General features: G+C 38.7%; 31 protein-coding genes. 20 read left to right on the forward strand and 11 right to left on the reverse strand.

Annotated features, from left to right (window positions below):
• Positions 1–554: 554 nt before the first annotated feature.
• The gene (locus tag G5B43_RS07410) at positions 555–980 is read left to right on the forward strand and encodes a nuclear transport factor 2 family protein (protein ID WP_165294105.1); all 426 of its coding nucleotides are present in this window, start codon (positions 555–557) and stop codon (positions 978–980) included.
• Positions 981–1,111: 131 nt separating this feature from the next.
• On the opposite strand, the gene G5B43_RS07415 is transcribed toward G5B43_RS07410, so the two are convergent.
• Positions 1,112–1,537, reverse strand: a complete 426-nt coding sequence (locus tag G5B43_RS07415) for a GNAT family N-acetyltransferase (RefSeq protein ID WP_165294106.1) — start codon at positions 1,535–1,537, stop codon at positions 1,112–1,114.
• 77 nt (positions 1,538–1,614) lie between these two features.
• Here G5B43_RS07415 and G5B43_RS07420 point away from each other — a divergent pair, with 77 nt between their 5' ends.
• The 4 genes from G5B43_RS07420 (at position 1,615) to G5B43_RS07435 (ending at position 4,920) form a co-directional block, all read left to right on the forward strand.
• Positions 1,615–2,265, forward strand: a complete 651-nt coding sequence (locus tag G5B43_RS07420; protein WP_165294107.1) for a histidine phosphatase family protein — start codon at positions 1,615–1,617, stop codon at positions 2,263–2,265.
• 118 nt (positions 2,266–2,383) lie between these two features.
• Positions 2,384–2,830, forward strand: a complete 447-nt coding sequence (locus G5B43_RS07425; RefSeq protein WP_240904795.1) for a nuclear transport factor 2 family protein — start codon at positions 2,384–2,386, stop codon at positions 2,828–2,830.
• A 726-nt stretch (positions 2,831–3,556) separates the two neighbouring features.
• Positions 3,557–4,351 (forward strand): helix-turn-helix domain-containing protein, encoded by a 795-nt coding sequence (locus tag G5B43_RS07430; RefSeq protein WP_165294108.1) that lies wholly within the window; start codon positions 3,557–3,559, stop codon positions 4,349–4,351.
• Positions 4,352–4,512: 161 nt separating this feature from the next.
• A complete protein-coding gene (locus G5B43_RS07435; protein WP_165294109.1) occupies positions 4,513–4,920 on the forward strand; it encodes a RidA family protein in 408 nt (135 codons plus the stop codon).
• A 127-nt stretch (positions 4,921–5,047) separates the two neighbouring features.
• On the opposite strand, the gene G5B43_RS07440 is transcribed toward G5B43_RS07435, so the two are convergent.
• From G5B43_RS07440 to G5B43_RS07450, 3 genes are all read right to left on the reverse strand, one after another.
• Positions 5,048–5,602: an AAA family ATPase gene (locus G5B43_RS07440; RefSeq protein WP_165294110.1), complete on the reverse strand. Its 555-nt coding sequence runs from the start codon at positions 5,600–5,602 to the stop codon at positions 5,048–5,050.
• Positions 5,603–5,709: 107 nt separating this feature from the next.
• The gene (locus G5B43_RS07445; protein ID WP_165294111.1) at positions 5,710–6,102 is read right to left on the reverse strand and encodes a DUF695 domain-containing protein; all 393 of its coding nucleotides are present in this window, start codon (positions 6,100–6,102) and stop codon (positions 5,710–5,712) included.
• A 5-nt stretch (positions 6,103–6,107) separates the two neighbouring features.
• Complete coding sequence (locus G5B43_RS07450) at positions 6,108–6,578, reverse strand: hypothetical protein (protein ID WP_165294112.1); 471 nt, start codon at positions 6,576–6,578, stop codon at positions 6,108–6,110.
• Positions 6,579–6,588: 10 nt separating this feature from the next.
• On the opposite strand from G5B43_RS07450, the gene G5B43_RS07455 reads away from it, so the two are divergent.
• Positions 6,589–6,993, forward strand: coding sequence for a DUF4269 domain-containing protein (locus tag G5B43_RS07455; protein WP_262887166.1), 405 nt, complete (start codon positions 6,589–6,591; stop codon positions 6,991–6,993).
• A 991-nt stretch (positions 6,994–7,984) separates the two neighbouring features.
• On the opposite strand, the gene G5B43_RS07460 is transcribed toward G5B43_RS07455, so the two are convergent.
• The gene (locus G5B43_RS07460; RefSeq protein WP_165294114.1) at positions 7,985–8,263 is read right to left on the reverse strand and encodes a hypothetical protein; all 279 of its coding nucleotides are present in this window, start codon (positions 8,261–8,263) and stop codon (positions 7,985–7,987) included.
• Between the two features lie 358 nt (positions 8,264–8,621).
• Here G5B43_RS07460 and G5B43_RS07465 point away from each other — a divergent pair, with 358 nt between their 5' ends.
• Entirely contained in the window at positions 8,622–10,097 is a 1,476-nt protein-coding gene (locus tag G5B43_RS07465) for a PLP-dependent aminotransferase family protein (RefSeq protein WP_165294115.1), read from the forward strand.
• Positions 10,098–10,242: 145 nt separating this feature from the next.
• Here the strand turns inward: G5B43_RS07465 and G5B43_RS07470 are convergent, their stop codons facing one another.
• Together G5B43_RS07470 and G5B43_RS07475 are read right to left on the reverse strand one after the other, a co-directional pair.
• Complete coding sequence (locus tag G5B43_RS07470; RefSeq protein WP_165294116.1) at positions 10,243–10,998, reverse strand: SDR family oxidoreductase; 756 nt, start codon at positions 10,996–10,998, stop codon at positions 10,243–10,245.
• A gap of 282 nt (positions 10,999–11,280) precedes the next feature.
• Complete coding sequence (locus tag G5B43_RS07475) at positions 11,281–11,706, reverse strand: GNAT family N-acetyltransferase (protein WP_165294117.1); 426 nt, start codon at positions 11,704–11,706, stop codon at positions 11,281–11,283.
• A 618-nt stretch (positions 11,707–12,324) separates the two neighbouring features.
• Between G5B43_RS07475 and G5B43_RS07480 the strand changes: the two genes are divergently transcribed.
• The 9 genes from G5B43_RS07480 (at position 12,325) to G5B43_RS07520 (ending at position 19,125) form a co-directional block, all read left to right on the forward strand.
• Positions 12,325–12,750, forward strand: a complete 426-nt coding sequence (locus G5B43_RS07480; RefSeq protein WP_165294118.1) for a nuclear transport factor 2 family protein — start codon at positions 12,325–12,327, stop codon at positions 12,748–12,750.
• Positions 12,751–13,236: 486 nt separating this feature from the next.
• Entirely contained in the window at positions 13,237–13,821 is a 585-nt protein-coding gene (locus G5B43_RS07485; protein ID WP_165294120.1) for a Crp/Fnr family transcriptional regulator, read from the forward strand.
• 421 nt (positions 13,822–14,242) lie between these two features.
• Positions 14,243–14,650 (forward strand): RidA family protein, encoded by a 408-nt coding sequence (locus G5B43_RS07490; protein WP_165294121.1) that lies wholly within the window; start codon positions 14,243–14,245, stop codon positions 14,648–14,650.
• 69 nt (positions 14,651–14,719) lie between these two features.
• A complete protein-coding gene (locus G5B43_RS07495) occupies positions 14,720–15,595 on the forward strand; it encodes a helix-turn-helix domain-containing protein (protein WP_165294122.1) in 876 nt (291 codons plus the stop codon).
• Between the two features lie 346 nt (positions 15,596–15,941).
• Positions 15,942–16,583 (forward strand): hypothetical protein, encoded by a 642-nt coding sequence (locus G5B43_RS07500; RefSeq protein ID WP_165294123.1) that lies wholly within the window; start codon positions 15,942–15,944, stop codon positions 16,581–16,583.
• 25 nt (positions 16,584–16,608) lie between these two features.
• Positions 16,609–17,511: an NAD(P)-dependent oxidoreductase gene (locus G5B43_RS07505; RefSeq protein WP_165294125.1), complete on the forward strand. Its 903-nt coding sequence runs from the start codon at positions 16,609–16,611 to the stop codon at positions 17,509–17,511.
• Positions 17,512–17,576: 65 nt separating this feature from the next.
• A complete protein-coding gene (locus G5B43_RS07510; protein ID WP_165294126.1) occupies positions 17,577–18,029 on the forward strand; it encodes a DoxX family protein in 453 nt (150 codons plus the stop codon).
• Positions 18,030–18,041: 12 nt separating this feature from the next.
• Positions 18,042–18,677, forward strand: coding sequence for a LysE family translocator (locus G5B43_RS07515; RefSeq protein ID WP_165294127.1), 636 nt, complete (start codon positions 18,042–18,044; stop codon positions 18,675–18,677).
• A 19-nt stretch (positions 18,678–18,696) separates the two neighbouring features.
• Complete coding sequence (locus G5B43_RS07520) at positions 18,697–19,125, forward strand: carboxymuconolactone decarboxylase family protein (RefSeq protein ID WP_165294128.1); 429 nt, start codon at positions 18,697–18,699, stop codon at positions 19,123–19,125.
• 427 nt (positions 19,126–19,552) lie between these two features.
• Here G5B43_RS07520 and G5B43_RS07525 read toward each other — a convergent pair whose 3' ends face one another.
• The gene (locus tag G5B43_RS07525) at positions 19,553–20,743 is read right to left on the reverse strand and encodes an ATP-binding protein (RefSeq protein ID WP_165294129.1); all 1,191 of its coding nucleotides are present in this window, start codon (positions 20,741–20,743) and stop codon (positions 19,553–19,555) included.
• A gap of 264 nt (positions 20,744–21,007) precedes the next feature.
• Between G5B43_RS07525 and G5B43_RS07530 the strand changes: the two genes are divergently transcribed.
• Positions 21,008–21,382: a DUF1304 domain-containing protein gene (locus tag G5B43_RS07530; RefSeq protein ID WP_165294130.1), complete on the forward strand. Its 375-nt coding sequence runs from the start codon at positions 21,008–21,010 to the stop codon at positions 21,380–21,382.
• A gap of 123 nt (positions 21,383–21,505) precedes the next feature.
• Here G5B43_RS07530 and G5B43_RS07535 read toward each other — a convergent pair whose 3' ends face one another.
• The gene (locus G5B43_RS07535; protein WP_165294131.1) at positions 21,506–21,883 is read right to left on the reverse strand and encodes a nuclear transport factor 2 family protein; all 378 of its coding nucleotides are present in this window, start codon (positions 21,881–21,883) and stop codon (positions 21,506–21,508) included.
• Between the two features lie 124 nt (positions 21,884–22,007).
• On the opposite strand from G5B43_RS07535, the gene G5B43_RS19365 reads away from it, so the two are divergent.
• Positions 22,008–22,277: a hypothetical protein gene (locus G5B43_RS19365; RefSeq protein ID WP_240904796.1), complete on the forward strand. Its 270-nt coding sequence runs from the start codon at positions 22,008–22,010 to the stop codon at positions 22,275–22,277.
• A gap of 411 nt (positions 22,278–22,688) precedes the next feature.
• On the forward strand, positions 22,689–23,117 hold the full coding sequence (locus G5B43_RS07545; protein ID WP_165294133.1) for a nuclear transport factor 2 family protein: 429 nt from the start codon (positions 22,689–22,691) through the stop codon (positions 23,115–23,117).
• Between the two features lie 104 nt (positions 23,118–23,221).
• On the opposite strand, the gene G5B43_RS07550 is transcribed toward G5B43_RS07545, so the two are convergent.
• Together G5B43_RS07550 and G5B43_RS07555 are read right to left on the reverse strand one after the other, a co-directional pair.
• Positions 23,222–23,461 (reverse strand): hypothetical protein, encoded by a 240-nt coding sequence (locus tag G5B43_RS07550; protein WP_165294134.1) that lies wholly within the window; start codon positions 23,459–23,461, stop codon positions 23,222–23,224.
• A 38-nt stretch (positions 23,462–23,499) separates the two neighbouring features.
• Positions 23,500–23,820 carry a hypothetical protein gene (locus G5B43_RS07555; RefSeq protein WP_165294135.1) on the reverse strand — a complete coding sequence of 107 codons (321 nt, stop codon included), beginning with the start codon at positions 23,818–23,820 and terminating at the stop codon, positions 23,500–23,502.
• Positions 23,821–24,410: 590 nt separating this feature from the next.
• Here G5B43_RS07555 and G5B43_RS07560 point away from each other — a divergent pair.
• Positions 24,411–24,731, forward strand: a complete 321-nt coding sequence (locus G5B43_RS07560) for a hypothetical protein (protein ID WP_165294136.1) — start codon at positions 24,411–24,413, stop codon at positions 24,729–24,731.
• Position 24,732 lies beyond the last annotated feature (1 nt).

Below are 24,732 nucleotides of genomic sequence, written 5' to 3' on the forward strand. Positions count from 1 at the left end.
AAAGAAAATTGTACAATCATCAAAAATTAATAAATTTATAACGCAAAATACTCCTTAAGGAATTTGACCTATGTGTCTAATTTAGTTTGAAGACATACATCCTTGGATAGTGTTTAATCGGAATGCGGATCTTTTGAGTTTCATTCATATTTAGATTTATATTCCTAATATAGCGATTTATATCGAGAAATCGAAACCGTAACTCTTCCTAGGCTCGGCTATCCATTTTAAAAATCCGGGACTATTCATCAGAACTTTTGTTCGTTACCGGACACCAGCCGTCCGCCAGTGAACAACCGGAAATCCCCCTAAAAAACACAAACACCTTTAAAACAACGCATTGAATACTTTGGCAACCGGCTTGCAATCCTTTTGGCATGAATAGACAATTAGATATATGCATAGCGCATTCACCGATTTTTTTACCGCAGTTACCGAGAAATGTGGGAGCTTGATCTAATCGTTATTCGGTAAATCTGTCCACCACACTACCTTTGAGATATCAAATAAGAAATAGAGAAAATAATATACACATCACATTAAAAACTACAGATATGAGAACGACATTGAAAACTATCGCAGCAGCATTGATTATGGTAACATCACTAAGCTCCTTTGCTTCGGAAAAAGCCAATCCTTTGAAAAACGTGGAATCGGACATGGTAATTGGCTCCTATGTGGATGCTGTTACCGTGGGTAGCATCGACCTGAACAAGTTCCTTTTTGCAGATGATTTCCAGTACAGCAACGTGAACAACAACGACCGTGCGGGCAAAAAGGAATATATCAAATATCTGAAAGCCAACAAAGGTATGCAATATGACTGTAAGAGCAGCTACCAGATCCTATCGCAGGATGGCAAGGTATGCGTAGCCAAGGCAACAATGGCATTTGATAACTTCACCCGTGTAGACTACATTACCTTGAACCAGGGAAAGGACGGTTGGAAAGTGAGTAAAGTGGAAACAACTTATCCATAGAAGACTTTAGATTTTTGTTTCAATAGGGACATGTCGTGAGATAATTCCCGATGTTTAGTTTAGTTAGCAAAGCCTGCAAATGCAGGCTTTCTTTGTTTGCTATAATAGCAGGAACTCCTGCAAACTATGTATTAATGCTTCAATACATAGATAGAACTATCCTTTATTCTAAAACCAAGATTTTCATAAAGTTTGCGTGCAGCAGTACGGTAGCTTTCCGTAAATAAAAGCACTTCCGTCAAATTCATTTCTCTAGAATACTTGAGCAGATATTCTATCAATTTCCTACCGATACCTTGTCCTCGGTATGCATTATCGACAACGACATCTTCTATCCAACCTTTATGTCCGGATATAACACAATAGACAGTCATTGACGCAATACCAACTAGATTCCCGTCTTGAAAACCTCCTATGAGATAAACGCCATTGTCCGCCCGCAAGACTTGGGAAAGATCCTGATACTTTTTTCCGGGACTTAGCTGCCTATATAATGCTATAATTTCTTCGCGAATAGTATGATCAATATTAGAAAGATTTAGTTCTTTAATTTCCATAGTTCAACGTTTGTTAATAAACACATAAACATAAAATTCACTACATTGTGATTCATCGTTTTAAACATAATTGTAAAATGCAATCAAATACGACAGCTATAAAAAGAAAAAATATTATAACTATTCAACATCCCGAATCTGTGCATCATACCAATGGAATGGTTGGTTCATGGACAGATTGGGAACTTTCTGAAAAAGGGAAGCACTTAGCGGAAAATATTTCTAGTCACTTGAAGCAAACGATTCAACATGAAAACTACGTTATCTATTCTTCTACTCTGAAGAGAGGAGTACAAACAGCTGAAATTGTAGGAAAAAAATTAGGGCTGTTTCCTAAATTAACAGCGTCGCTAAAAGAACGGGGGCTTGGAGTAGCTATCGGCAAATCTGTACAATGGCTCAAGGACAATATAGAACAAGAAGAATTGACGGTTTATGATAAGTGCTTCGCTGATGCGGAATCGAGATATGATGTTTGGAAAAGATTACTACCGTTCTATGAAGAGATCATCACTAATGAGGAAGAAAATATAATCATCGTATCTCATGGCGATACATTAAGTTTATTTAATGCGATGTGGCTTGGATTGGATATAGAATTGCTCAACAAAATTGACCTCTATGGAACAAGCGGGGGTGTTTCTTTTTTGTATCAAGATAATAGGGGTAAAAGAATAATCAAAAGATTAAGTGATACATCATTTATGTATCCTATTGCAAATCCTTAAATAAAAAATCCTGAGGCTTCCCGCTTCAGGATTTTTTGCTCATTACCGAACGCCTACTGTCCATCGGCGAACATCCGGAAATCCCCCTAAAAAACACAAATATCTTTAAAACAATATATTGCGCACTTTAGCAACTGGCTTGCAATCCTTTTGGCATGGACAGAAAGGAATTGAAAATACATTTACATCCCTAAGCTCCTTTGCTTCGGAAAATGTTAATGCTTTGAAAGACGTGGAATCAGACATAGTAATAGGCACCTACCTGGAAGCGGTTACCGTGGGCACCATCGATCTGAACAAGTTCCTTTTTGCAGATGATTTTGAATACCGCAACGTGAACAACAACGACCGCGCGGGCAAAAAGGAATACATCAAGTTCCTAAAGGCTAACAAAGGTATGCAGTACAACTGCGAGAGCAGCTACGAAATATTATCGCAGGATGGGAAGGTATGCGTGGCCAAGGCAACGATGGCATTTGACAACTTCACTCGCGTAGATTACATCACGCTGAACCAGGGAAAAGACGGATGGAAGGTGAGCAAGGTGGAAACGACGTATCCGTAGTGAAGCAATAGCAGCAATCGACTTCCCTAATGGCATCAAAAAAGGAGATGAAGTAAAAATTATGGGTAGATCTATTTTCGAATTCGCACGGAATGGCGAGATTATAAAGTTGACAGATATCAGTTAAATAGTATTGAGACGAAAAGAATACCTCCAGCTCGACCGATGAATGAATGGTTTTAGGAGTGCCTACCGAGCTGATAAAAATCCATTTACCCGCAGCGACCCCGTCGGCGGATGATAAGATTACGGATAATTTTTTATTTTAAGTGGGTGTTTCATCATAAAACAATCGTTTCATATTTGGATGAGCCGTTCCCATTTACCTGCGGAAACGGCTTATTTTGGGTAGATGGAGTTCTATCACATAGTTAGTAAAAAGTATCTGATTTTGGTATAGTGTCTATCAGAGTATTAAGCTAAAGAGCATTTAGCCTTCAATTAGATAGTCGGGCCCACTCTACTCGTAAATGCGGCGACAAAGTCGCTAACTTTGACTAACCAAATTGAGCGCTCTGTAGGGCCGGTTGGCGGAAACAGGATATTTGTAGAGTTTTGCCGAAGAACGCTTCTTTTCGTGACTACAGCCAATATTAAAGGGAAAGAACTTTCAGACCGCGTAGTTCTGTGGATAAGAAGACAAAGAACAGGTCGAGAAATATCCTATTTACAGTGTTTGGCTTGCTAATAAAAAAATCTTATCTTGATAATTTAAAAGCATCGCTAATGTATTATCAAAAAATTATTCCAATAAAGCCTTTACAGGAATATATCCGGTACTTTTGGGTATTAGAAGATTTTACCGATAATACTACGTGCAAAACATTTAAAATCATTCCCGATGGACTACCTTCGCTGATATTCCAAAACGAGCCAAATTTATTTTTTGGTAACGATGGTAAGGCGATGCCTCAACTATTCCTATATGGACAATCAACAAGATATACTGAACATAGGGTTACCGGTGAGTTTAAGGTTATGGGAGTGTATTTACAACCGACAGCGTTAAAAGCACTTTTCAATATAGACGCATTTGAATTGAATAATCAAAATGTCTCCTTGGAATATATTATTAACGAACCTATTCTTGAAAAACTTGTTAATGCTGAATTTCTAAATGAAAAAATAGACATTATCAGCCGTCTTTTTCTCAACCTAATACAGAAAATCAAATACAATGACAGCAAAGCGGAATTTGCTTCAATGCAATTGCAGGACGGCAAAACACTGAAAGAAATCCAAATAGCAATGAATATATCCGAACGCTCTTTGGAAAGAATAATAAAGCAATATGTCGGAATGTCGCCTAAGACGTTTTCAAGAATTGTCCGGTTTCAATCAAGCTTGAACGCACTACGTAAGACCGACTTTAAAAATTTCACAGAACTAGCCTATATAGCTGATTATTTCGACCAATCACATTATATTAAAGAGTTTAAGGAATTTACCGGCACTAACCCTAAACATTATTTACTTAATACAAACGAACATTTGGCAAATTTTCCACTATGGAAGGAATAGCTATCCATCATTTTTTGACAGCTGTCGGTTTTTTACAATTCTACAAAACTCGCAACGTATAATTTTGGGCTTAAATAAAAAGCATGATTTAGTATTCCACCAATAGGGATACGCCGAATAATTAACGCATTTGTTTAATTATATAGATAAACAAGACCAATATGAGTAGAAACAATATCTTAAAAGTCGTCAGGATAAACCCTAAAAATATATCCGCCCCGGTTGGAAAATACTCGCACGTAACCATCGTTCCCAGAAATTCAGATTTATATACTTTTTCTGGTCAAATCGGGGTCGATAACAACGGGAATATTCCTGAGCCTTTAAACGAGCAAGTGCATAATACGTTTGGAAATATAGCGCAGATTTTGGAAAGTCAGCGCTTAACCCCTGACGATATAATAAAAGTCAACATATGGGCTACGGAAGAAATTGATTGGGACTTCTTATATGCTGAATGGGAGAATTTATTCGGAGAGACATACCCATCGATGACAGTGGTTTATATTAAAGGATTAGGGCTTGCAGAACTTAAAATCGAGATAGAAATTTGGGCTTCTAAACAATGATAGCCCGGTTTTTGTACCTCGCTAGAGCAGGTACTCACTTCTAGGGCACGTCAAACGAACATGCCCTTCAGTTTCTTCGCTATAAATAACTGACCCGGGTAAAGGTTTTGTTCCATTGCCAAATAACTTAATCAGTAGATTTAAGTAAAGACGATTTTTTTTCAATCACAGCTCTTATCGTTGAGATACTTTGCTCAATTGACTGCGCGGTTGTGTCAATAATATTGGATTCATAGTGACCTAGGTTGGTGAATTGCTCCCACATCTTCTCTACCAACTCAAAGTTGCTATCTTCACTTAATTTGGAACGATTGATGGCTCGTTTCAAGGTTTCTTCCTTACTTGCTCTTAAAATTAGGTAATGGACTTCATAACTATCTTGTACAGCTTTTATACAAGGCTCCAAGAACCAAGGGCCAACAACTCCATCAACAATTACATCAAACCCACCACGAGCAAACCTCTTTGCAGCTTCCAAAAACGCTTCAATAACAATTAAGTTTTGTTCTTCTGATTCAGGTAAAAATGGAGGTATTGCCCCTTTCAGAATATAGTGGTAAAAATCGTCAGTGTGCATATGTACGGACTTTAAAAAATCCGACTCTTTAGCAACAATTGATGCGATTGTGCTTTTTCCGGTGCCTGGTGAACCCGATATTATGATAATTCTCCCTTGTCGCATGATTTCTTTAATTAAAGTGGCCTCTAAAATACTAATAAGTTAGAGTAATTACCTTTCGATATCAACTTTTTCAACCTCCTTGTCCCTCGCACCAAGTCTATCCTGATTCAGCTTTTGTTAATTCGGCCCGAATCGTTCAAATGATCGCCAATATTTGTCTTTATATATATATCGTATTCTACTTCAAATTTGTTGTCTTGTTGCTTTTTAAAAAACACTTTCGACGGTTTGCGAAAGTCTTTGCAAGCAAAATAATTATCTCCTTCGTTGTTTGCTGTTTCTCTTCCAATGTATAAATAGCCTTTTTCGTCTGAAAGTTGTTGCATTTTACTTTCTTCAATCTCATTCAATCTCTGGTAATCGCTCTCATTGGGCATTCCGCTGTTGTTTCGTTCGTCATACTTGAAAGTAATTACAGTAATCCGGGGGTGTGAGCTTTTCCGTTTGAGAATCACGTAAAGATTGTCTACACGCGTGTATCTACACGCCCTCAAAGTCATAGGTTCTAGGCCGATATAATTTTACGCATCTCAAAAGTCAATTCATTGAAACTAATACTCTCTCCTCCTTTTAATATTGTATAATCATTATTCCAAGATAAATTTCCAAAAGAGAACATACTCTCTCCATAAGAATCCTTGTGCAATTGTTTTTTTTGATCATCAATCCGAAAGTGTAAGGCAACTCGTCTTGAATACGGATTAAATACATAGGATGAGATCATCATTCTACCTTTTCTCCCAACATAATCTCCAATTATATATCCACCATCCTCAATAACATCATTAAATACTAAATCTGTACAGACATCCAATCCTTCACTGCTTCTTAACGAAAGTACCCATCCGCCCGAAAAAATCCGTCTTGAGAAAACTGCTAATAATCGTTTATCATTGCTATATCGTAAATCTGATTCTTTTTCCTTCAACAATGTGTTTGCAGTTTCAAGCTCTGTAAGTGTTGTGCGAAGATTCATATTTTCATTTATGACTTCGCTTTCCTACTTATTACGTCAGATAACTTTTGAATATTTGTTTTGTATTGATCTCTTAAATCCAGAAAATTTTGAGTCGTTGGAAAAGCTATTGATCCGACTGTTTGCAACGCATACAGAGTTTGCCATAAGACATACTGACAAAAATCTGGTTTGCGACTTCGAAATCGATAACCTTCCTCTGGAGATCTATGCTTCAACTACGGAGACAGAGAAACAGGTTGGATATCTACACATGGTTAAGGAGCATCAAATTATCAAGTCAAAAGATGAAAAATTCATCGAGAAAATAAGAGATCTGAAAAGAAGGGGTAGAAAAACCGAACCCGCCTTTTGTGAATTGTTAGGGATAAGCGGAAATCCATACGTCGAGATATTCAACTATAAAATTATATAGGTTTATAATTGGACTTTCCATCAAACCAAGTTTCGGATATGCCTATTGTTAAGGAATTATTATAAACCGATAGTTTTTGGTAACGCTGTATTTTCTCTGTTGAAAACAGAAATACTGATTTTTAACCCCCTGAAAGGATGATATGGGTAAGACAGTTCCGTTTGGGCTACTAAATAGGAAGACTCTCAAATTCCATGCGGATGAAGAATTTTTTATTAACTTGAACTCGGCTGGGTTGCTTTCAATTTCGTTCCGACAACAGCGCATACGATATGGGGAGTGCTAGCAGGTAAATTGTTAGTGAACGGACAAACATCTTCAATACAAATCCGAAAAATGCTATTTGCAGGTATTGCGGGCTTATTGGCCGGATATCTACTTGATTTTACCGATATCACTCCGATAATCAAAAAAGAATAAGCACCTCTTCTTTTGTGGATACGATCGATTTGCGTGGATTTTTGTCGTAATCGGGATGAACCCTATTTTCATTTATCTGTTTTTCGAAACGATAGGTAAGCAATGGTTTAACGCTACAGTAGATATATTTGTGGGTGGGAGCCTTGAAATAGTAGGGACTCAACCTACATCGACAGCGATAGTTGTGTCCGTTACCGCAGTACTACTACAGTAGTTGCTTTGCTATTGGTTGTATCAAAAAAAGATTTTCTTTAAACTCTAGCAATGATCTTCTCAAAAAAGAAGGTATTCGACTGGGTACCTTCTTTCTATTCACATTAGATGAGATATGTATTGAGGATTTTTGTACTGACCGTCGTACATTTGATCCTGCTAGAAATTTATTTTCTGAGTCGAAGTTACCTTTTGGTGCCTGTACATAATTCTGATAACTGTGAAGCTAACTTCGCTAGTCGCACCCCTTTGCTTAGGGTTATAATACATCCACTGTGCTATCTTGTCAAGCACTCCTTCTGTGACCAATTGCGCCAAATGCCTATCCACCGCATTAGAATATTTAGACAAATCTTCTCTACGATACCAATTCAAATATATCATCATCTACGATTAACGCTCTTTGTGCCTCTGACTTTAAATCATCTAATTTGACACTTGCCTTAGACACGATGCTCTCAGCGCTGTCTTGCGAAATGTTATACTTGGACATATACTCCATTGTCAGTCCAAGTTTACTGGAGTTGCCAAGAGCTAAACACCATAGACGGTTCAACTCCGTTTTAAAAACAGCGCTAGACAATTGTTTCTCGATCGCCTGAAATTCATCTTTCTGTTTACGAAATAGATAGATCATAGAGTCTTAGCGTATCATAACGTAAACTCGCCATCTTAGTGGATGGCGAATTCCGGCAAGGCTTCGAGTGGAAGAAAAGACAGGCTCAGATTAAATCCTGCCGTTAGTTCTGGATTCCGAAGATAGAACGCAATATGCAGAAGGACAAACTGGCGAACCGCGCATTTTAGCACATATCTACATCATGTGGCTAGAAATGTTTGCCTGGGAAACTACCGGAGAAAAGGTTTTCGGAGGGTCGTTATTTGTACATCGAAACTAGCTTAGCACCATATAATTCTTCCAATGCGATAGTAATAAGTAAAATTTCTCGTAAATTATACCGCATTAGTTTGCACGTCGAGTGCTAGGTTTTAATATGGCTGTTCAAACATTACCTTTTGGTACCCTCATTACTGTCGACAGACAGTCGGCAATTCCCATTTTCAGACAGATCGCTAATAGTTTGATAAAACTGATAAGAAAAGGAAAAATAAAACCTGGCTATCAGTTGCCAGCAACTAGGGATATGGCTTCGGTACTAAAGTTAAACCGTACAACCATTGTCGCTGCTTACGAAGAGATGCAGGCGCAAGGCTGGCTTGAAGTAGTAAAACGAAAAGGTAACTTTGTTACGCAGCATTTACCGCTAACAAGCCCTAAATCATTTGAAGAGAATAAGCGAGAAAAATTCCTATCGCTGGATCAGAAAATATTTTATCGGCAGATTGCTGTACGGCAACCATTAACGAGGCAGCTAAAACCTTACCAATTGATGATCAATGATGGTTACCCTGATGCCAGAATTGCTCCTTTAGATTTGATAATTGATCGTTACAAATTTTTATCAGGAAGAACGAACGAGCACAGTAGACTTTTAGCTGAGGGCTCAAAGGGAAGTAATTTACTGCGAACTGAACTTGCTCAGTTTTTGTCCAAGACAAGGGCTCTTGACGTTACACCTGAGCAGGTTTTGATCACCCACGGCGCACAATTGGCAATATATGTAGCAGCCAGCATGATACTCCAGCCTGGAAGCACCGTAGTGGTAGGCGACCTTAATTATCCATTGGCAGATAGGCTTTTTGAACAGTTAGGTGCGAAACTTATAACGGTTAAGGTTGATGAGAACGGCATCGATATCGACGAAATTGAGAACATTTGCAAACAATCCGTGCCAAGCCTCCTCTATATCGTTCCGCATCACCATCATCCGACAACTGTTACACTCAGCGCTGCAAGGCGAAACAAACTTCTGGATGTTGTCCGCCGTTATCGCCTTCCTGTAATCGAAGATGACTACGATTATGACTTTCACTATGAGAATGCTCCAATATTACCTTTAGCCAGTGCGGAACACGACAATTTTGTCCTTTACATTGGCTCAATTTCGAAAACTTTATCTCCAACTGTCAGATTGGGATACCTGATTGGTGCTGAAGATTTTATATGGCAGGCAGCAAAATTAAAGCAAGTTATAGATATTCGGGGTGACGTATTGTTCGAAGAATCTGTTGGTCATCTTTTTAATAGCGGCGAAATGCAAAGACATTTAAGAAGATCTGTTAAGCTATACAAAAGCAGACGGGATGATTTCTGCGAAATATTAAATTCTTCGTTAGGAGATCATGCCAAATTCAATGTTCCTAATGGTGGTATGGCCGTCTGGACCTCATTTGACCCTGGATATTCTATACCCCAACTATCAGAAAGGCTTGCTGCTCAGGGCATATACTTGAATGATGGCAGTATCTACAAATATAAGGATGACACCAATGGAATGAGGCTTGGTTTTGCTTCGCTGAATACAAATGAAATGCAATCTTTCGCACATGCACTGAAAAAATCCCGATAAGCGTCCTCCTATATATTCTGATACGATTTTTAGCGGAAGATCTATGTCTTTGTTGAAAAAGGAAGAATAGTCCGATTTTTAATCTCAAATTCGGACTACTTGCAAAAAAGTTCAACAAAGAAAATATATACTTTGAGTGATGTTCTTAATATATAGTTTCTGATTTTCTTATCCAATCATCGAACCGTATCTTACCTGGAAAGAATTCGCCTGTCGGAACTAATCCGGATTTCGCCATGTTATGGAACATGTATTTGTCATCGTGATTAGGTACCACTATTTTATCTTCGCCTTTGACCTTCAAATAGTTTTCTACGAAGTTGGTCATCAATCCGAGATCAGGTCCTGCAATTTCAACTATCTTGTTTTTCGGCTGTTCCAAAGCAAACTTTACTATATAATCTACAACATCCGTCAATGCTATGGGTTGATAATCAATTGCTGACACATGGACGTTCCTACCTTCAGCCTGAACATCAATAATTGTGCTTACATGCTCATGGAATTGAGTCGAGCGGATGACAGTATAGGGTATACCAGATTCGATCACGGTATCCTCCTGGTGTTTTTTTGCTTGCAGATACCCTATGTGCTGTGCCCGGTCTGTGCCGACAATCGAAAGCACGAGATGATGCTTGATATGTGCTTGCTTTTCAGCTCCAATTATATTTTTAGCTGCTGTACGGAAAAAATTCAAAGCGATTTGATCGTCTGGCGATTGCGAATTAGAAAGATCGAGTACGATGTCAGTTCCCACCAAGGCTTCTGTCAGTCCCTCCCCCGTCACGATATTGATGCCGGATGAGGGCGACCCTACAATTACCTCACTACCCATACTTTCCAGTTTTTCACATACTCTTTTGCCAACAAGACCAGTTCCTCCGATTACTAAGATTTTCATAATTAAATAATTTAAATAAAACTTGATGAAACAAAAACGAGTCTTTATCAGGTTGTCGTCTTTCTTATCTGACTACAAAATAAGGTATAAAAATAATGAGCAAGACCATCCAATATTCGGATTTGCGCCAGTCCAGACTTTAGCTATTCTTTGCCGCCCCCATCTGGACGACCTCCTGGGCCGCGTCTTTTGCCTTTATAGGCGTTTAGTTTAGTTAGCAAAGCCTGCGGATGCAGGCTTTGTTTGCCCGCCACAATAGTAGGAATTCCTGCAAACTATGTATTAATGCTTCCATACATAAATAGAACTGTCCTTTATTCTAAACCCAAGATTTTCGTAAAGCTTACGTGCTGCAATACGGTGGCTTTCCGTAAATAAAAGCACTTCCGTCAAATTCATTTCTCTAGAATATTTGAGCAGATATTCTATCAATTTCCTACCGATACCTTGTCCTCGGTATGCATCATCCACGACGACATCTTCTATCCAGCCTTTACGTCCGGATATAACACAGTAGACGGCCATTGACGCAATACCAACTAGATTTCCGTCTTGAAAACTTCCAATGAGATAAACGCCATTGTCCACCCGCAAGACTTGAGAAAGATCCTGATATTTTTTACCGGGACTTAGCTGCCGATATAGCGCTATAATTTTTTCTCGATTAGTATTATCAATATTAGAAAGATTTAGTTCTTTAATTTCCATAGTTCAACGTTTGTTAATAAATACACAAACATAAAAATAAAATTTACTACATTGTGGTTCATCGTTTTAAACATGAGTAGAAAATGCAATCAAACACGACAGCTATAAAAAGAAAAAATATTATAACTATTCAACATCCCGAATCTGTGCATCATACCAATGGAATGGTTGGTTCATGGACAGATTGGGAACTTTATGGAACAAGTGGGGTGTTTCTTTTTTGTATCAAGATAATAGGGGTAAAAGAATAATCAAAAGATTAAGTGATACATCATTTATGTATCCTATTGCAAATCCTTAAATAAAAAATCCTGAGGCTTCCCGCTTCAGGATTTCTTGCTCATTACCGAACGCCTACTGTCCATCGGCGAACATCCGGAAATCCCCCTACCCCCCCCCTTTAAAACAGCACATTGATCACTTTGGCAACCGGCTTGCATTCCTTTTGGCATGAACAAACAAATCAACATATGCATTCACCGATTTTTTCACCGCGGTTACCGAGAAATATAAGAGGTTGGTCTAATCGTTATTCGGTAAATCCGCATGCAGTAATACCTTTGAAGTATCAAATAAGAAATAATAGACATTAAATATAAAACATTAAAAACTACAGACATGAAAACGACATGGAGAACTATCGCAGCAGCATTGATCATGGTAACATCCCTAAGCTCCTTTGCTTCGGAAAAGACCAATCCTTTGAAAAACGTAGAATCGGACATGGTAATTGGCTCCTATATGGATGCTGTTACCGTGGGCAGCATCGACCTGAACAAGTTCCTTTTTGCAGATGATTTCCAATACAGCAACGTGAACAACAACGACCGCGCGGGCAAAAAGGAATACATCAAGTTCCTAAAGGCTAACAAAGGTATGCAGTACAACTGCGAGAGCAGCTACGAAATATTATCGCAGGATGGGAAGGTATGCGTGGCCAAGGCAACGATGGCATTTGACAACTTCACTCGCGTAGATTACATCACGCTGAACCAGGGAAAAGACGGATGGAAGGTGAGCAAGGTGGAAACGACTTATCCTTAGAAAGAATTTTAGATTTTTGTTTCAATATGGGACATGTTGTGAAATATTTCCCGATGTTTAGTTTAGTTAGCAAAGCCTGCAAATGCAGGCTTTGATTTTGGCTTTTTTCTCATCTCCTTTTTCTTAGAAACGGAAGCTTAAAGAGAATAAAGAAATTCGCCCCTATACCGCCTCTAACGGCATATTCCTTCCTATTAGGTATATCGAAAATATCGTCGTCATAGCTCATATCCATAAAATTACCCGCTAGTGATGTAAAAGTTTTAAAGCGTGGGCCAAGATCTAAAAAATAATACTCGCTTTTTTCATGTCACGGGCAATAGCAAGTTTTTATCAGCACTTTAAATCAAAGGGCGACCTCTGTATAGCGTTTCTAAACGCAAGACACGCATGAAAAAACGACATGCAAGTATCAATGATCTCGAAATAAAGGAGACTGACAGGTCTTTATAATTACTATATTGCAAACGAAAAAGGAATGCTTATATGGTCGAAAATACTTTATTAAAAAACATCTCGAAATATATAAATCTTACACAAGATGAAATTTTAGCTTTCGAAAGTTTTTGGACGGAGAAAACATTGGAAAAGGGGGACTATCTTTTGCGTAACGGCGATACCTGTCGTTATGATAGTTATATCGTTTCGGGAGCTTTGAAAGCATTTTACATCAACGCTGACAATGGCAATGAGGAAATCTTATTTTTCGCTATCGACGACTGGTGGGCATCTGACTTAGATAGCTTTTCCAAACAGAAGCCATCCATATACAACATACAAGCCATAGAAAGAACGACGGTTTTACAGATTAGCCATTATTCCTTTCAGCAATTACTGGCTGAACTTCCCCGTTTGGAGCGGTACTTTCGGTTAATATTGGAAAGTTATCTTGGCGTGTTGCAAAAGAGAATTATCTATAACAATGTGTTCGATGCCAAAAGCAGATATTTTGCCTTTTTGGAAAATTACCCTACCATTGCGTCCAAAGTACCTCAATATCTGATTGCATCGTATTTGGGTGTGTCAGCCGAATTTATAAGCCGCATTAAGAAAAAAAATAAACCGTCTTGACCTAGGTCAATTTTTTCTCCATCAATTACCGTCAAATTTGCTTCAAAATATTACGAAGCAATGAAACATCATCCTATTTTTCAGAACACCATTGCGTGGCAAAGAGAATTGATTAACCGGACGATGGTTGCGCCTATGTCAGGTGTGAGCGCTCAATCCCTAAAGAAATGGACTTGACGGATATTGAAAGAATGAAACAGGGCTTTATCGACGGAGCTGTAAACGCTTATAAGGCTGGATTTGACAGCGGTTACCCTTGATTCCTCTTCACCGTGAAATGTTATGGCCGGAGGCAACCCCCAGCCATACTCGGAAAATCATCAAAGAATTAAATCTTGAAAATAGCTAGAAAGGGAGTATTGGTCATTACAGGAAAAACGTTCGCACAAAGGAACACATCTATAACTTCAAATAATAAAAAATGAAAATTTCACAAATTAAAATTACGCCGGATGCTTATGAACCATTCCGTCTGGCACAGGGACATCGTGTAGGTGATTTATTGTTTATTTCGGGGCAGACCGCTATTGGCAAGGATGGAAAGCTGATAGGCATTGGCGACTTTGATGCTCAGGCACAAATGGCTTTTGAAAACCTGGACAAGGTATTGAAGGCTGGAGGTTCAAATTTGAAAAACGTAGTTAAGGTCACTATTATGCTCCGGGACATGAAGAACTTTGAGAAGATTGTCGAATTGAGGGGCAAATACTTTACTCCCCCTTATCCGGCAGATACCATCTTTGAAGTATCATCACTGTTTTCTCCCGATGTATTGATTGAGATTGAAGCCATTGCTGTGGCTGATGCGGCGGCAGATTGGGAAAAGTAATACGAAAATAATCATATGTTTTCAAGTATTCAATAATTACGTATTTTAGTATTTTTATACATCTTCCTTATGACACAAAAATATTCAGATAACTTTGATTTGCTCAGATATTTAAGGTCTCAAAAAAATGATGGCCATATGGTGCCTTATTATCTGGCATCAAAAGCGTGTCTGGAAGACTTAAAAATCACCCATCCCTTTAAAAACTACTTTTATACTATCGGTTTGTATTATGGTGAAGGAGCCCACATCAGGATAGGCACTACCGATTATGATTTAACACGAGGAAGCCTGTTGACGATTGGTCCCGGAATGACCTGTCAATGGCTCAATACCAGCTTCCCCTCGAATGACACGTTGTTTTTTTATGATGATATTTTTGTAAATAATTTCAGTAGGTCATTTTTCTACTCCCTTGAATTTTTTTGCCCCGATGAAAAGAGTGTAATCCAACTTTCCGACAGACAATTTGAAGAAATGCAACAGCTTTTCAGCACGCTTCGAACAATCGCTGATAAGACCGAAGCAGTATCGGGAATACTATATTCAATCCTGATTATTTCACAGAAATATTTCTGGAACCGGCACCGGGGCAATAAAAAAGAACTCAACGGTAAAGAACATACCGTTGTAAAGTTTAGAGAATTAGTTTCAAAGAATTTCTCGGAGTATAAAGATGTTGCTTTTTATGCGGAACAGTTGCATATATCGCCAAAATACCTGAGCGAAATATTAGTTGAATACACCGGGCTTTCGGCAAAAAAATGGATTGAGTTCCATATCATGCAGGAGGCAAAGTACCTGTTGAGCTTTTGGAATATGTCGGTTAAGGAGGTATCGTTTCGACTTGGCTACACAGATACTTCTCATTTTTCCCGTGCATTCAGAAGCTACGACGGTCAACTCCCCACCGAGTTCAAAAATACGGTTGAAAATCCTACGTAATCGCGGGTATTACATCAAAAACAGAAAAAACTACATTTTTTACCGTCATACTTACGGTATTGACGGCCAGGCTCCTTCATATCTTCGTATGGTGTTATAAAAAACGTACTACGAAGTTTAGATACGATGTTCTATCGGGAAGGTAAATGCTATCGAAAATAACCATTCCGCAGCATATCAGTATTTCTTTCGTTACGAAAAGACATGACAAATCACCTACGGAAGAAAATACCCTAAATAGGTTATCACGTTTTCAGCACCTCATGTGTCAATATTTTAAATAGTGATTGGCTGTAATCATTTTTCCGACGCAGCTTAGCGCAAACAATGAAATCTGAAGGTAACGATGAAAGAATCAACGATAATAAAACACTTGTTGGCCTGCTTGTTTTTCAACATGTTGTACTTACATAGCCGGGCGCAGATACCTGTAGAAATCACTGTAGGGCATTCGAGTTACTATTATCAGCATATGTTTTCCGGTAAAATCATTGCGGAAAAGCCGTTTGGATTTTTTAATACGTCTTCTATTTTGCTTCCTTACGACAAAAAACGCGGGATTGAAGTGATGAGCCAATCGTATCTTACTTACGAAATAAATAAACGCTGGGCAACCGGTTTGGGGTCTATTTATGCCCCAGGAAATCGGTTTGTGCCTTCGGCTTTTGTTTGGTATTTCAATAAAAAAAATGATATATCGTATCTCATTTTTGCGAGAATGGATGTTTGGTCTAAACCCAATTTTGAGCTGTTTGGTTCTATGGAATATCAAGGCAGCAAAAATCAGGATTTCAATCTTTATGCGCGTTTGCAGCTTCAATATATTACTTCAATGCATTGGAACGGGCACTTAAAGAGCGTGCAATATGCAAGATTAGGAGTAGACAATAAAGGTGTTCAATATGGTTTGGGTGTAAACTTCGACCAATACGGGCCAAATACTAAACACTACAGCAACTTTGGACTTTTTGTGCGAAGAGTATTCTAACAGAACTTTTAAAATACAATTAAATATGAATATCAGTAACATCAAAACAGAAACATCTCACAACAAAAGGAAGAGCGTAACGGTACTTGGATTGGGTAATATGGGAGCCGCGATAGCCCATGCATTTATCAATCAAGGTTATGATACGGTTGTATGGAACCGTAATGCTGAAAAATGTAAACCGTTGATTCAGGCAGGTGCTGCAACTGTGGAAACCCTTGATGGAGCAGTTGCTGCCAGCAATAAAATTGTTATCTGCCTGTTAAACAATACTGCGGTAGATGAAGTGCTTGGACAGCTAACCGGCTCGGTTGCCGGAAAAGTATTCATCAATTTAACGAGCGGTACTCCTGCCCAGGCTCGTGTTTTTGCGGAGTGGGCAGAAAGCCATAACGCTTCCTATATCGACGGAAAAATCCTGGCCGACCCACCCGATGTTGGGACACCAAAGGCTCAGTTTATGTTCAGCGGGAAGTCAAGTGCTTTTGTCTCCCAAGAACACATTTTGAAAAAATTGGGTACTATTACCTACTATGGCGAAGAGTACGGCGCAGCAGCGGTGGAATTTATGGCTCAGGTAACTATTGGCTATGAATTTTTAATCGGCTTTTTGCATACCCTTCAATTGGTGCATACAGAAGGTGTGGATTTAACCGCTTTTGCACAACGGGTTGCGGGCACCCTACAGGGGTATGGCCCATTGCTGTCCCTAATGGTCAATGAAATTCAGTTGGGTACTTACAAGCCCGACTTGGGGCCGCTTCAGGTTCAGGCCGCTATGTTTGATGACTTAATTGGCCACCGTGAATCGCAAAATGTTGAAACGGTTCGGATGCGGGAAATCAAAAGCCTGATGGACCGCCGGATAGATGGTGGGCATGGTGATCAGGGGTTTTCAAGTCTATTCGAACTATTGGGGAAACAATAGCAATTACGGGCATTACACGCAATAATTCGTGAAAAAGACAATTTAAACAGGATAGAAAAGAAATCATGAAAAATCAAATTTTTAATACGCACAACGATTACACAGGACTGATCATTCGCCTGACCATAAGCATTGTTATGTTCCCACACGGAGCACGGGCTATGTTGGGCTGGTTTGGTGGCTATGGGTTTACCCAAACATTGGAGGGGTTGCAACAGATGGGACATCCGTGGCTGGTGGGGCTATTAGTTATCTTAATAGAGTTCTTCGCACCCATTTTTATAATAACAGGCTTTGCCTCCCGTTTTTGGGCAATTGCATTGGGTGGACTTTTTATCGGAATAATTTTATTTGGCGGACATCTCGAGCACGGCTTTTTCATGAACTGGTTTGGCGATAAGGAAGGTGAAGGATTCGAATATCATTTGCTGATGCTCGGCTTATGTCTGGCACTGTTCATTCAGGGAAGTGGAAAATATTCATTGGACAATTTGATATCCAAAAAACTCACAGCTTAAATTTAAACAACGATGATCCCGATTCATGAACTTTTATGGTTTGCTTTAGCAGCTTTCCTGATGGTTATCAGCCCGGGGCCAAATATGATTTATCTTATTTCACGAAGTATCACGCAAGGCAAAACTGCCGGGCTTGTTTCACTAGTTGGCGTTATCTGTGGTTTTTTATTTCATATCGTCCTGGCGGGATTTGGATTGACGGCTATATTACTGGCTGTTCCGTTTGCTTACGGAATACTGAAAATTTCGGGCGCTATTTACTTGTTGTATTTGGCGTATCAGGCCATTAAACCCAATGGCAAAACATTTTTTGAAGTGAATGAGCATATTGCCATAGACAAGACTCGAAAACTGTTCCTGATGGGCTTTTTAACCAATCTGTTGAATCCTAAAATGGCGATATTTTACCTGTCTTTTTTTCCTCAATTTATCAAGCCCGAATACGGCTCCATATTAGGTCAGAGTATGGCATTGGGTATTACACAGATTTCTATCAGCTTCACTATCAATTTTATTATTGTAATGACCGCCGCAAAAATGGCTTCTTTCCTTACAAGAAATCCACTTTGGGTAAGAGCGCAAAAATGGTTTATGGCCAGTGTACTGACTTTTTTAGCCATAAAAATGGTGCTTTCAAAAGCTAAATAATGACAAACAAAAAATAAATATGGAAAACAGAATAGACATACAGCAGCTTGAGCCGGATGCATTCAAAGCAATGTTTGCTCTGGAAAATTATCTGCACAATTCAGGACTTTCTAAAACGCATTTATATCTGATTAAAATTCGTGCTTCGCAAATCAACGGTTGTGCTTTTTGTATCAACATGCACACTTCGGATGCATTAAAGCAGGGTGAAACCGCACAGCGAATTTTCCTGCTCAACGCCTGGAAAGAAACCGGGTTATTTACCAAGGAAGAGAAAGCAATTTTAGCCATAACCGAGGAAGTAACTTTAATCAGCCAAAACGGTTTGAGCGATGAAACGTACAGACAGGCCGAACAACTTTTTGATGGAAATCAAATCGCACAGATCATAATGGCGGTTGTTACGATAAATGCATGGAATAGGATTGTAATCAGCACCAAGAGATAGGTACGGACTTTATTCCGCACCTGACCAGGCATTAAATGGACAGGTAGTTCGTTGGCTGTCGCCGAGCACGCGCAAGCCATCTGGGTAAATAAAAGCGAATTACAGGGCTACGACTGGGCGAAAGCGGATTTTAACGATTGTTAGGAAATTATTGGATATAAGATCAAGCTCTTGTTAATATGTGTTAAATATACACTTACTAGAAACGAAATGGATGCTTTAGTCGTTATATTTGTACTTCATAATTTAGGTTTATAATTGGTTAGTTAGTTAAAAATCCTGAAGCTCCCCGCTTCAGGATTTTTTTTGTTCGGAAACATGTCTAAGAAGAAAATTGCCATTAATTTAGCAAAACTGATAGAGGATGAGCCTGAATGGTTGAAAAAGTTTGAAGAGGAAGGTTCACTGAACCTTGACCGTTTTCAATTTAATACATAAAACCAAAAAGCCAAACGGGAATAATATTACCAAAACCTATTTCTATCCCGTCTTTCGCGACGAACGCATTTTCTGTACTAATAATCTGTTTTTTGGTTTTGTTTTTACCTCCTATTTCAAATGTATAGCTTTTGTCAATCACAAAATCTGCAGTTTCAGAAAGATTTATTTCGTGCAATCCATTAAATTGGTTGAGGAAAAATGTTTCTCTTACATTCCCTATATTGGTATTATCTTTTGCAAGTGCATACATCAGGTTGCTATTGTTTAGGTATAGCTTTTCGGGTTTCGTAAGTACGCCGATGCCGGAATTATCTCTGTATAGTTCATTTACTAATCCCGCACGTTCTAATATTTTTATGCTTTGCACTAACATATTTCGGGACGCGCCTATTTTTTCACTCAATTTTGTAATGTTCGGCGTAAAGGGAACACTTGAAGCTATGGTTATAAGGAGTTTTTTCAGCTTTAGTAATGTCTCGTATTGAAGTTCTTCAACTGCATTGATGTCTATCTCAATAATAAGATTAATGGTATTTTGTAATTTTTGGATGTATACGTTTTCGTTTTCTTTGTAATATGGATAAACGCCTATTTTTAGGTATTTTTCAAATAAAGGTATGGGTTTTATTTCAGCCAATATTTGGGTTGCAATACGATTATGATCATCCAAAATTTCGGTAAACGAATAGGCCGAAAAAATCTTCTTCGTTTCAAACAATACAAATTCTCTGAAGGACAATTCTTTCAAGTAGTACGTAATGGCTCTTCTGCTTAAATCAGACTCCGACTTATAAATTTCAAGCATAGAAGATGAAGTAAAAATAACGTTGAGTTCGGGAAAATTGTCATAGATCAGTTTTATTTCCCGAGACCAGTTCGGATATTTATGCACCTCATCCAATAATAAATGGGTACCTCCAAATTGTGAAAACTGTTTCGCTAGCTCATAAAGTTTGTTATCAAAGAAATAAATATGATCTAAACTCACATACAACGTGGATTTTACAGGTAAATGTAACTTTGCCACTTGCAAAAGTAATGTGGTTTTTCCAGAACCTCTCGCACCTTTTATTGCAATCAGTCGGTTATTCAAATCTATTTGATGTACAAGATAACGTTGTATCTCGAGCGATATTTGGGATACTTTCAAATGAAATTCTAAGAATAAACTTTCCATATTTGCTGTTTGTAAAAAGCAAATATACACTATTTATGTTAATTACAGAAAGCAAATTTATATAATTTATGCTTTATCTATAAAGCAATATAACCAGTTCGCCATTGAGCTGCGTCTTACCTACAAATAATCTCACTGATCTGTCTTCCAGATAATACTGTTATTTTATTATATACATTTGTATAGTGTCGAGCGACATGAGATATAGCATCAATACAGGCAGCTCAGAAAGATTTTGATAACGTTAAAAATTAGTTGATTAAAATGGAAATACTCGCAACCGTGTTCACAGCTATAGTAGCTTTAGAACATATCTACATCATGTGGTTAGAAATGTTTGCCTGGGAAACTACCGGAAAAAAGGTTTTCGGAGGGTCGTTACCGGATCACCTTTTTACGCCTACAAAAAAACTGGCGGCCAACCAAGGCCTATACAACGGTTTCCTTGCGGCCGGGCTTATCTGGTCGTTTCTGATCCAAGATCCGGCGTGGTCGTTCAATATAAGGGTGTTTTTTCTTAGCTGCGTTATTGTAGCTGCTTTCTATGGTGCAGCCACGGCCTCAAAAAGTATTCTTTTGAAACAGGGAATCCCTGCAATTTTAGCGTTAATTTTTGTTTTATTATCTAGATACCTATAATGATGTCGACATCTGTAAGGAACAAAATCTTATTGCTCGAAAGAAGGAGAACGGTCAGGATCAAAAAATACAAACTTGCCACCTTATGAACGGTGAACAGCCAATTTTCTTGAAAAAGTGGGCTTATATTACGGTTACGTAAGAAGTCATAGTCTTAATAGCTGTGCTTGTTGTATTTTTAAATTCATAAAAATCTGCAAAGGCATACTGTTTGCCGTCTTTCATTTTCATTATACCGTTCACGGCACCTTCCTTGCCGTGTGTTATCACTTTTTCTATGGTTATTTCAGCGACCTCTTTTTCCTTCATCTCATTAATTGCTTCGGAGAAGCTGTCTTTTCCTTCAATAGTTCGTTCGCCCTTTACATCCCAAATGATATCATCCGTCACTTGGCCAACAATAAATTTAGCATCTCCCTTTCCAAAAGCTATATTAAAATCTCGAAGCAACATGCGTTTCGGGGAATGTCCGCAATCTGTTTTTACATTTATTTTAAGCATCGTTCTTATAGTTTAATTATTATAAGATAAATTGCAAGTTACCGGTTTTTGCTCCTTCAGTACTTGTCACAAGTCAAGAAATACGATCTTAAAAAAATCACCATAATTATTTTATCTTTAACCTATGCTTCACGTCACCTGTGCCATTATCGAACACAATAACAAAATCTTGATCTTTCAACGCTCCGAACGGATGAAGCTTCCATTGAAATGGAAATTTCAGCTCTACCTCTACCCTTTTCTTTGTAAATGGACAGGTGGTCTCTGGTTATTGCCGAGCATACACAGGCCATCTGGGGTAGATAAAAGCGAATTACAAGAATACGACTGGCGGATGTGCCGATTGTTAGGGAATTATTACTTACTGGACGAGCCAGTTGTTAAAATATGTTAAAATGCAATTATAAAATTAGAAAGGCACACGAATTGATAGTATTTCGGTAATTCATAATTTAGGTTAATAATTGGTTAGTTAGTAAAATCCTGAAGCTCCCCGCTTCAGGATTTTTTTTGTTCATTACCGAACACCAGCTGTCCGCCGACGAACAACGGAAAATCTCCCTAAAAAACACAAACCCCTTTAAAACAGCACATTGATCACTTTGGCAACCGGCTTGCAATCCTTTTGGCATGAACAAACAAGTAGATATATGCATAGCGCATTCACCGATTTTTTTACCGCGGTTACCGAGAAATACCGGAGCTTGGTCTAATCGTTATTCGGTAAATCTGCCCGCTACCCTACCTTTGAAGTATCAAATAAGAAATAATAGATATTAAATATAAAACATTAAAAACTACAGACATGAAGACGACATTAAAAACTATCGCAGCAGCATTGATCATGGTAACATCCCTAAGCTCCTTTGCTTCGGAAAAGACCAATCCTTTGAAAGACGTGGAATCGGTCATGGTAATTGGCTCCTATGTGGATGCTGTTACCGTGGGTAGCATCGACCTGAACAAGTTCCTTTTTGCAGATGATTTCCAGTACCGCAACGTGAACAACAACGACCGCGCGGGCAAAAAGGAATACATCAAATACCTGAAGGCCAACAAGGGTAACAAATATGACTGCAAGAGCAGCTACGAGATCCTATCGCAGGATGGTAAGGTATGCGTGGCCAAGGCAACAATGGCATTCGACAACTTCACTCGCGTAGATTACATCACGCTGAACCAGGGAAAAGACGGCTGGAAGGTGAGTAAGGTGGAAACCACCTATCCGCAATAAACTTTAGATTTTTGTTTCAATATGGGACATGTTGTGAAATATCTCCCGATGTTTAGTTTAGTTAGCAAAGCCTGCAAATGCAGGCTTTGATTTTTTGTTGCCGCTCAAATCTTCCAGACTCCCGGTTGAATTCGATGTGCCCGCAATCCAAAAAAAAAACGGATAGTTGCTTGCCTACGCTTGATTTCCTCAAGGTCTGTTATTGGATCTCTGAAAATATCAAATAATGCCTCCTCATCTCCTTTGGTGATCGTCTGATTAAAAAAGTCGAAAACCCCGTCACCGTCTTTATCGAGCAGGCGCAAATCTGTGAGTGTATCTCGATCTATATAAAAGTCGCTCATCGAAGGTTTTCAAAGTTTATGTGCTGGTTAGTGCTAATTCATTCGCCACACACCCAGATCATCTTCACCAGTTCTTTCTGTTCCCAAAAGAGGTTTTGCTCTTCTGCCGTCAGATCCAGTTTGCCGCCGTTGTCATTGTAATAACTCGAAATCGTGTTGCACGCAGGGCCTATGTACCAATGCACATATAGTACGCGCTCATTCCATTTAAAAAGCCCTATCCGAGGGTCACATGTACAACCTTCCGTCATGTGCTGCCGTAGGGAATCAGGCACATCACCTAGATCCCGCTCTTTTTCCTTGGTACATGCATGTAATACGATGGTAAAGATGGCTATCAAAAAATATAGTTTTTTCATTTCAAATAAATAATTAACTTTTAGAATCTATAATGAAAGCTGCTTTTTAATAATATTAGCGATAATGGCATAGATGTATTTCACCTATAGGCGCCTTATAAAAATATAAACGGCAGCCCTAGATCAAACGCGACAAGAGTAAAATATTTTCATTGGGTCGGTTATCAGCGATAGATAGGTAATGAGTGCTCTTATTTAAAGAAAATAGGCTGAGATCCCGATAGTGAAGCTGATACTACATATAGGAACTGATATTTGTTAATATGTGTTAAATCTACACTTGCTAGAAACGAAATGGGTGCTTTAGTCGTTATATTTGTACTTCATAATTTAGGTTTATAATTGGTTAGTTAGTTAAAAATCCTGAAGCTCCCCGCTTCAGGATTTTTTTGTTATTATCTCGTTTAGGGATTTACAGCCCGGTACACCCTTCCCTTCAGCTTCACGTTCACCGATTTTTTTACCGCAGTTACCGAGAAATATAATAGCTTGGTCTAATCGTTATTCGGTAAACAAGCCTCCCATCCTACCTTTGAAGTATCAAATAAGAAATAATAGACATTAAATATAAAACATTAAAAACTACAGACATGAAGACGACATTGAAAACTATCGCAGCAGCATTGATCATGGTAACATCACTAAGCTCCTTTGCTTCGGAGAAGGCCAATCCCTTGAAAGACATGAAATCGGACATGGTTCTGAATACATACCTGGAAGCGATTACCGTGGGTAGCATCGACCTGAACAAGTTCCTTTTTGCAGATGATTTCCAGTACCGCAATGTGAACAACGACGACGTAGTAGGCAAAAAGGAATACATCAAGTTCTTAAAGGCAAACAAAGGCTTGCAATACGACTGCAAGAGCAGCTACGAGATCCAACACGATCGTCTTTCTTTGTGCCGTTGAA

The sequence above is a fragment of the Sphingobacterium sp. SGR-19 genome (assembly GCF_011043555.1).
GTDB lineage: Bacteria > Bacteroidota > Bacteroidia > Sphingobacteriales > Sphingobacteriaceae > Sphingobacterium.

Coding starts and splice junctions, on each gene's coding strand:
- G5B43_RS07560 (WP_165294136.1), top strand. CDS start 24,411: ATGAAGACGACATTGAAAACTATCGCAGCAGCATTGATCATGGTAACA.
- G5B43_RS07515 (WP_165294127.1), top strand. CDS start 18,042: ATGATCCCGATTCATGAACTTTTATGGTTTGCTTTAGCAGCTTTCCTG.
- G5B43_RS07415 (WP_165294106.1), bottom strand. CDS start 1,537: ATGGAAATTAAAGAACTAAATCTTTCTAATATTGATCATACTATTCGC.
- G5B43_RS07470 (WP_165294116.1), bottom strand. CDS start 10,998: ATGAAAATCTTAGTAATCGGAGGAACTGGTCTTGTTGGCAAAAGAGTA.
- G5B43_RS07460 (WP_165294114.1), bottom strand. CDS start 8,263: ATGATCTATCTATTTCGTAAACAGAAAGATGAATTTCAGGCGATCGAG.
- G5B43_RS07505 (WP_165294125.1), top strand. CDS start 16,609: ATGAATATCAGTAACATCAAAACAGAAACATCTCACAACAAAAGGAAG.
- G5B43_RS07495 (WP_165294122.1), top strand. CDS start 14,720: ATGACACAAAAATATTCAGATAACTTTGATTTGCTCAGATATTTAAGG.
- G5B43_RS07510 (WP_165294126.1), top strand. CDS start 17,577: ATGAAAAATCAAATTTTTAATACGCACAACGATTACACAGGACTGATC.
- G5B43_RS07475 (WP_165294117.1), bottom strand. CDS start 11,706: ATGGAAATTAAAGAACTAAATCTTTCTAATATTGATAATACTAATCGA.
- G5B43_RS07440 (WP_165294110.1), bottom strand. CDS start 5,602: ATGCGACAAGGGAGAATTATCATAATATCGGGTTCACCAGGCACCGGA.
- G5B43_RS07550 (WP_165294134.1), bottom strand. CDS start 23,461: ATGAGCGACTTTTATATAGATCGAGATACACTCACAGATTTGCGCCTG.
- G5B43_RS07500 (WP_165294123.1), top strand. CDS start 15,942: ATGAAAGAATCAACGATAATAAAACACTTGTTGGCCTGCTTGTTTTTC.
- G5B43_RS07525 (WP_165294129.1), bottom strand. CDS start 20,743: ATGGAAAGTTTATTCTTAGAATTTCATTTGAAAGTATCCCAAATATCG.
- G5B43_RS07530 (WP_165294130.1), top strand. CDS start 21,008: ATGGAAATACTCGCAACCGTGTTCACAGCTATAGTAGCTTTAGAACAT.
- G5B43_RS07410 (WP_165294105.1), top strand. CDS start 555: ATGAGAACGACATTGAAAACTATCGCAGCAGCATTGATTATGGTAACA.
- G5B43_RS07455 (WP_262887166.1), top strand. CDS start 6,589: ATGACTTCGCTTTCCTACTTATTACGTCAGATAACTTTTGAATATTTG.
- G5B43_RS07555 (WP_165294135.1), bottom strand. CDS start 23,820: ATGAAAAAACTATATTTTTTGATAGCCATCTTTACCATCGTATTACAT.
- G5B43_RS07450 (WP_165294112.1), bottom strand. CDS start 6,578: ATGAATCTTCGCACAACACTTACAGAGCTTGAAACTGCAAACACATTG.
- G5B43_RS07535 (WP_165294131.1), bottom strand. CDS start 21,883: ATGCTTAAAATAAATGTAAAAACAGATTGCGGACATTCCCCGAAACGC.
- G5B43_RS07480 (WP_165294118.1), top strand. CDS start 12,325: ATGAAAACGACATGGAGAACTATCGCAGCAGCATTGATCATGGTAACA.
- G5B43_RS07430 (WP_165294108.1), top strand. CDS start 3,557: ATGTATTATCAAAAAATTATTCCAATAAAGCCTTTACAGGAATATATC.
- G5B43_RS07445 (WP_165294111.1), bottom strand. CDS start 6,102: ATGACTTTGAGGGCGTGTAGATACACGCGTGTAGACAATCTTTACGTG.
- G5B43_RS07520 (WP_165294128.1), top strand. CDS start 18,697: ATGGAAAACAGAATAGACATACAGCAGCTTGAGCCGGATGCATTCAAA.
- G5B43_RS19365 (WP_240904796.1), top strand. CDS start 22,008: ATGCTTCACGTCACCTGTGCCATTATCGAACACAATAACAAAATCTTG.
- G5B43_RS07545 (WP_165294133.1), top strand. CDS start 22,689: ATGAAGACGACATTAAAAACTATCGCAGCAGCATTGATCATGGTAACA.
- G5B43_RS07420 (WP_165294107.1), top strand. CDS start 1,615: ATGCAATCAAATACGACAGCTATAAAAAGAAAAAATATTATAACTATT.
- G5B43_RS07435 (WP_165294109.1), top strand. CDS start 4,513: ATGAGTAGAAACAATATCTTAAAAGTCGTCAGGATAAACCCTAAAAAT.
- G5B43_RS07490 (WP_165294121.1), top strand. CDS start 14,243: ATGAAAATTTCACAAATTAAAATTACGCCGGATGCTTATGAACCATTC.
- G5B43_RS07485 (WP_165294120.1), top strand. CDS start 13,237: ATGGTCGAAAATACTTTATTAAAAAACATCTCGAAATATATAAATCTT.
- G5B43_RS07465 (WP_165294115.1), top strand. CDS start 8,622: ATGGCTGTTCAAACATTACCTTTTGGTACCCTCATTACTGTCGACAGA.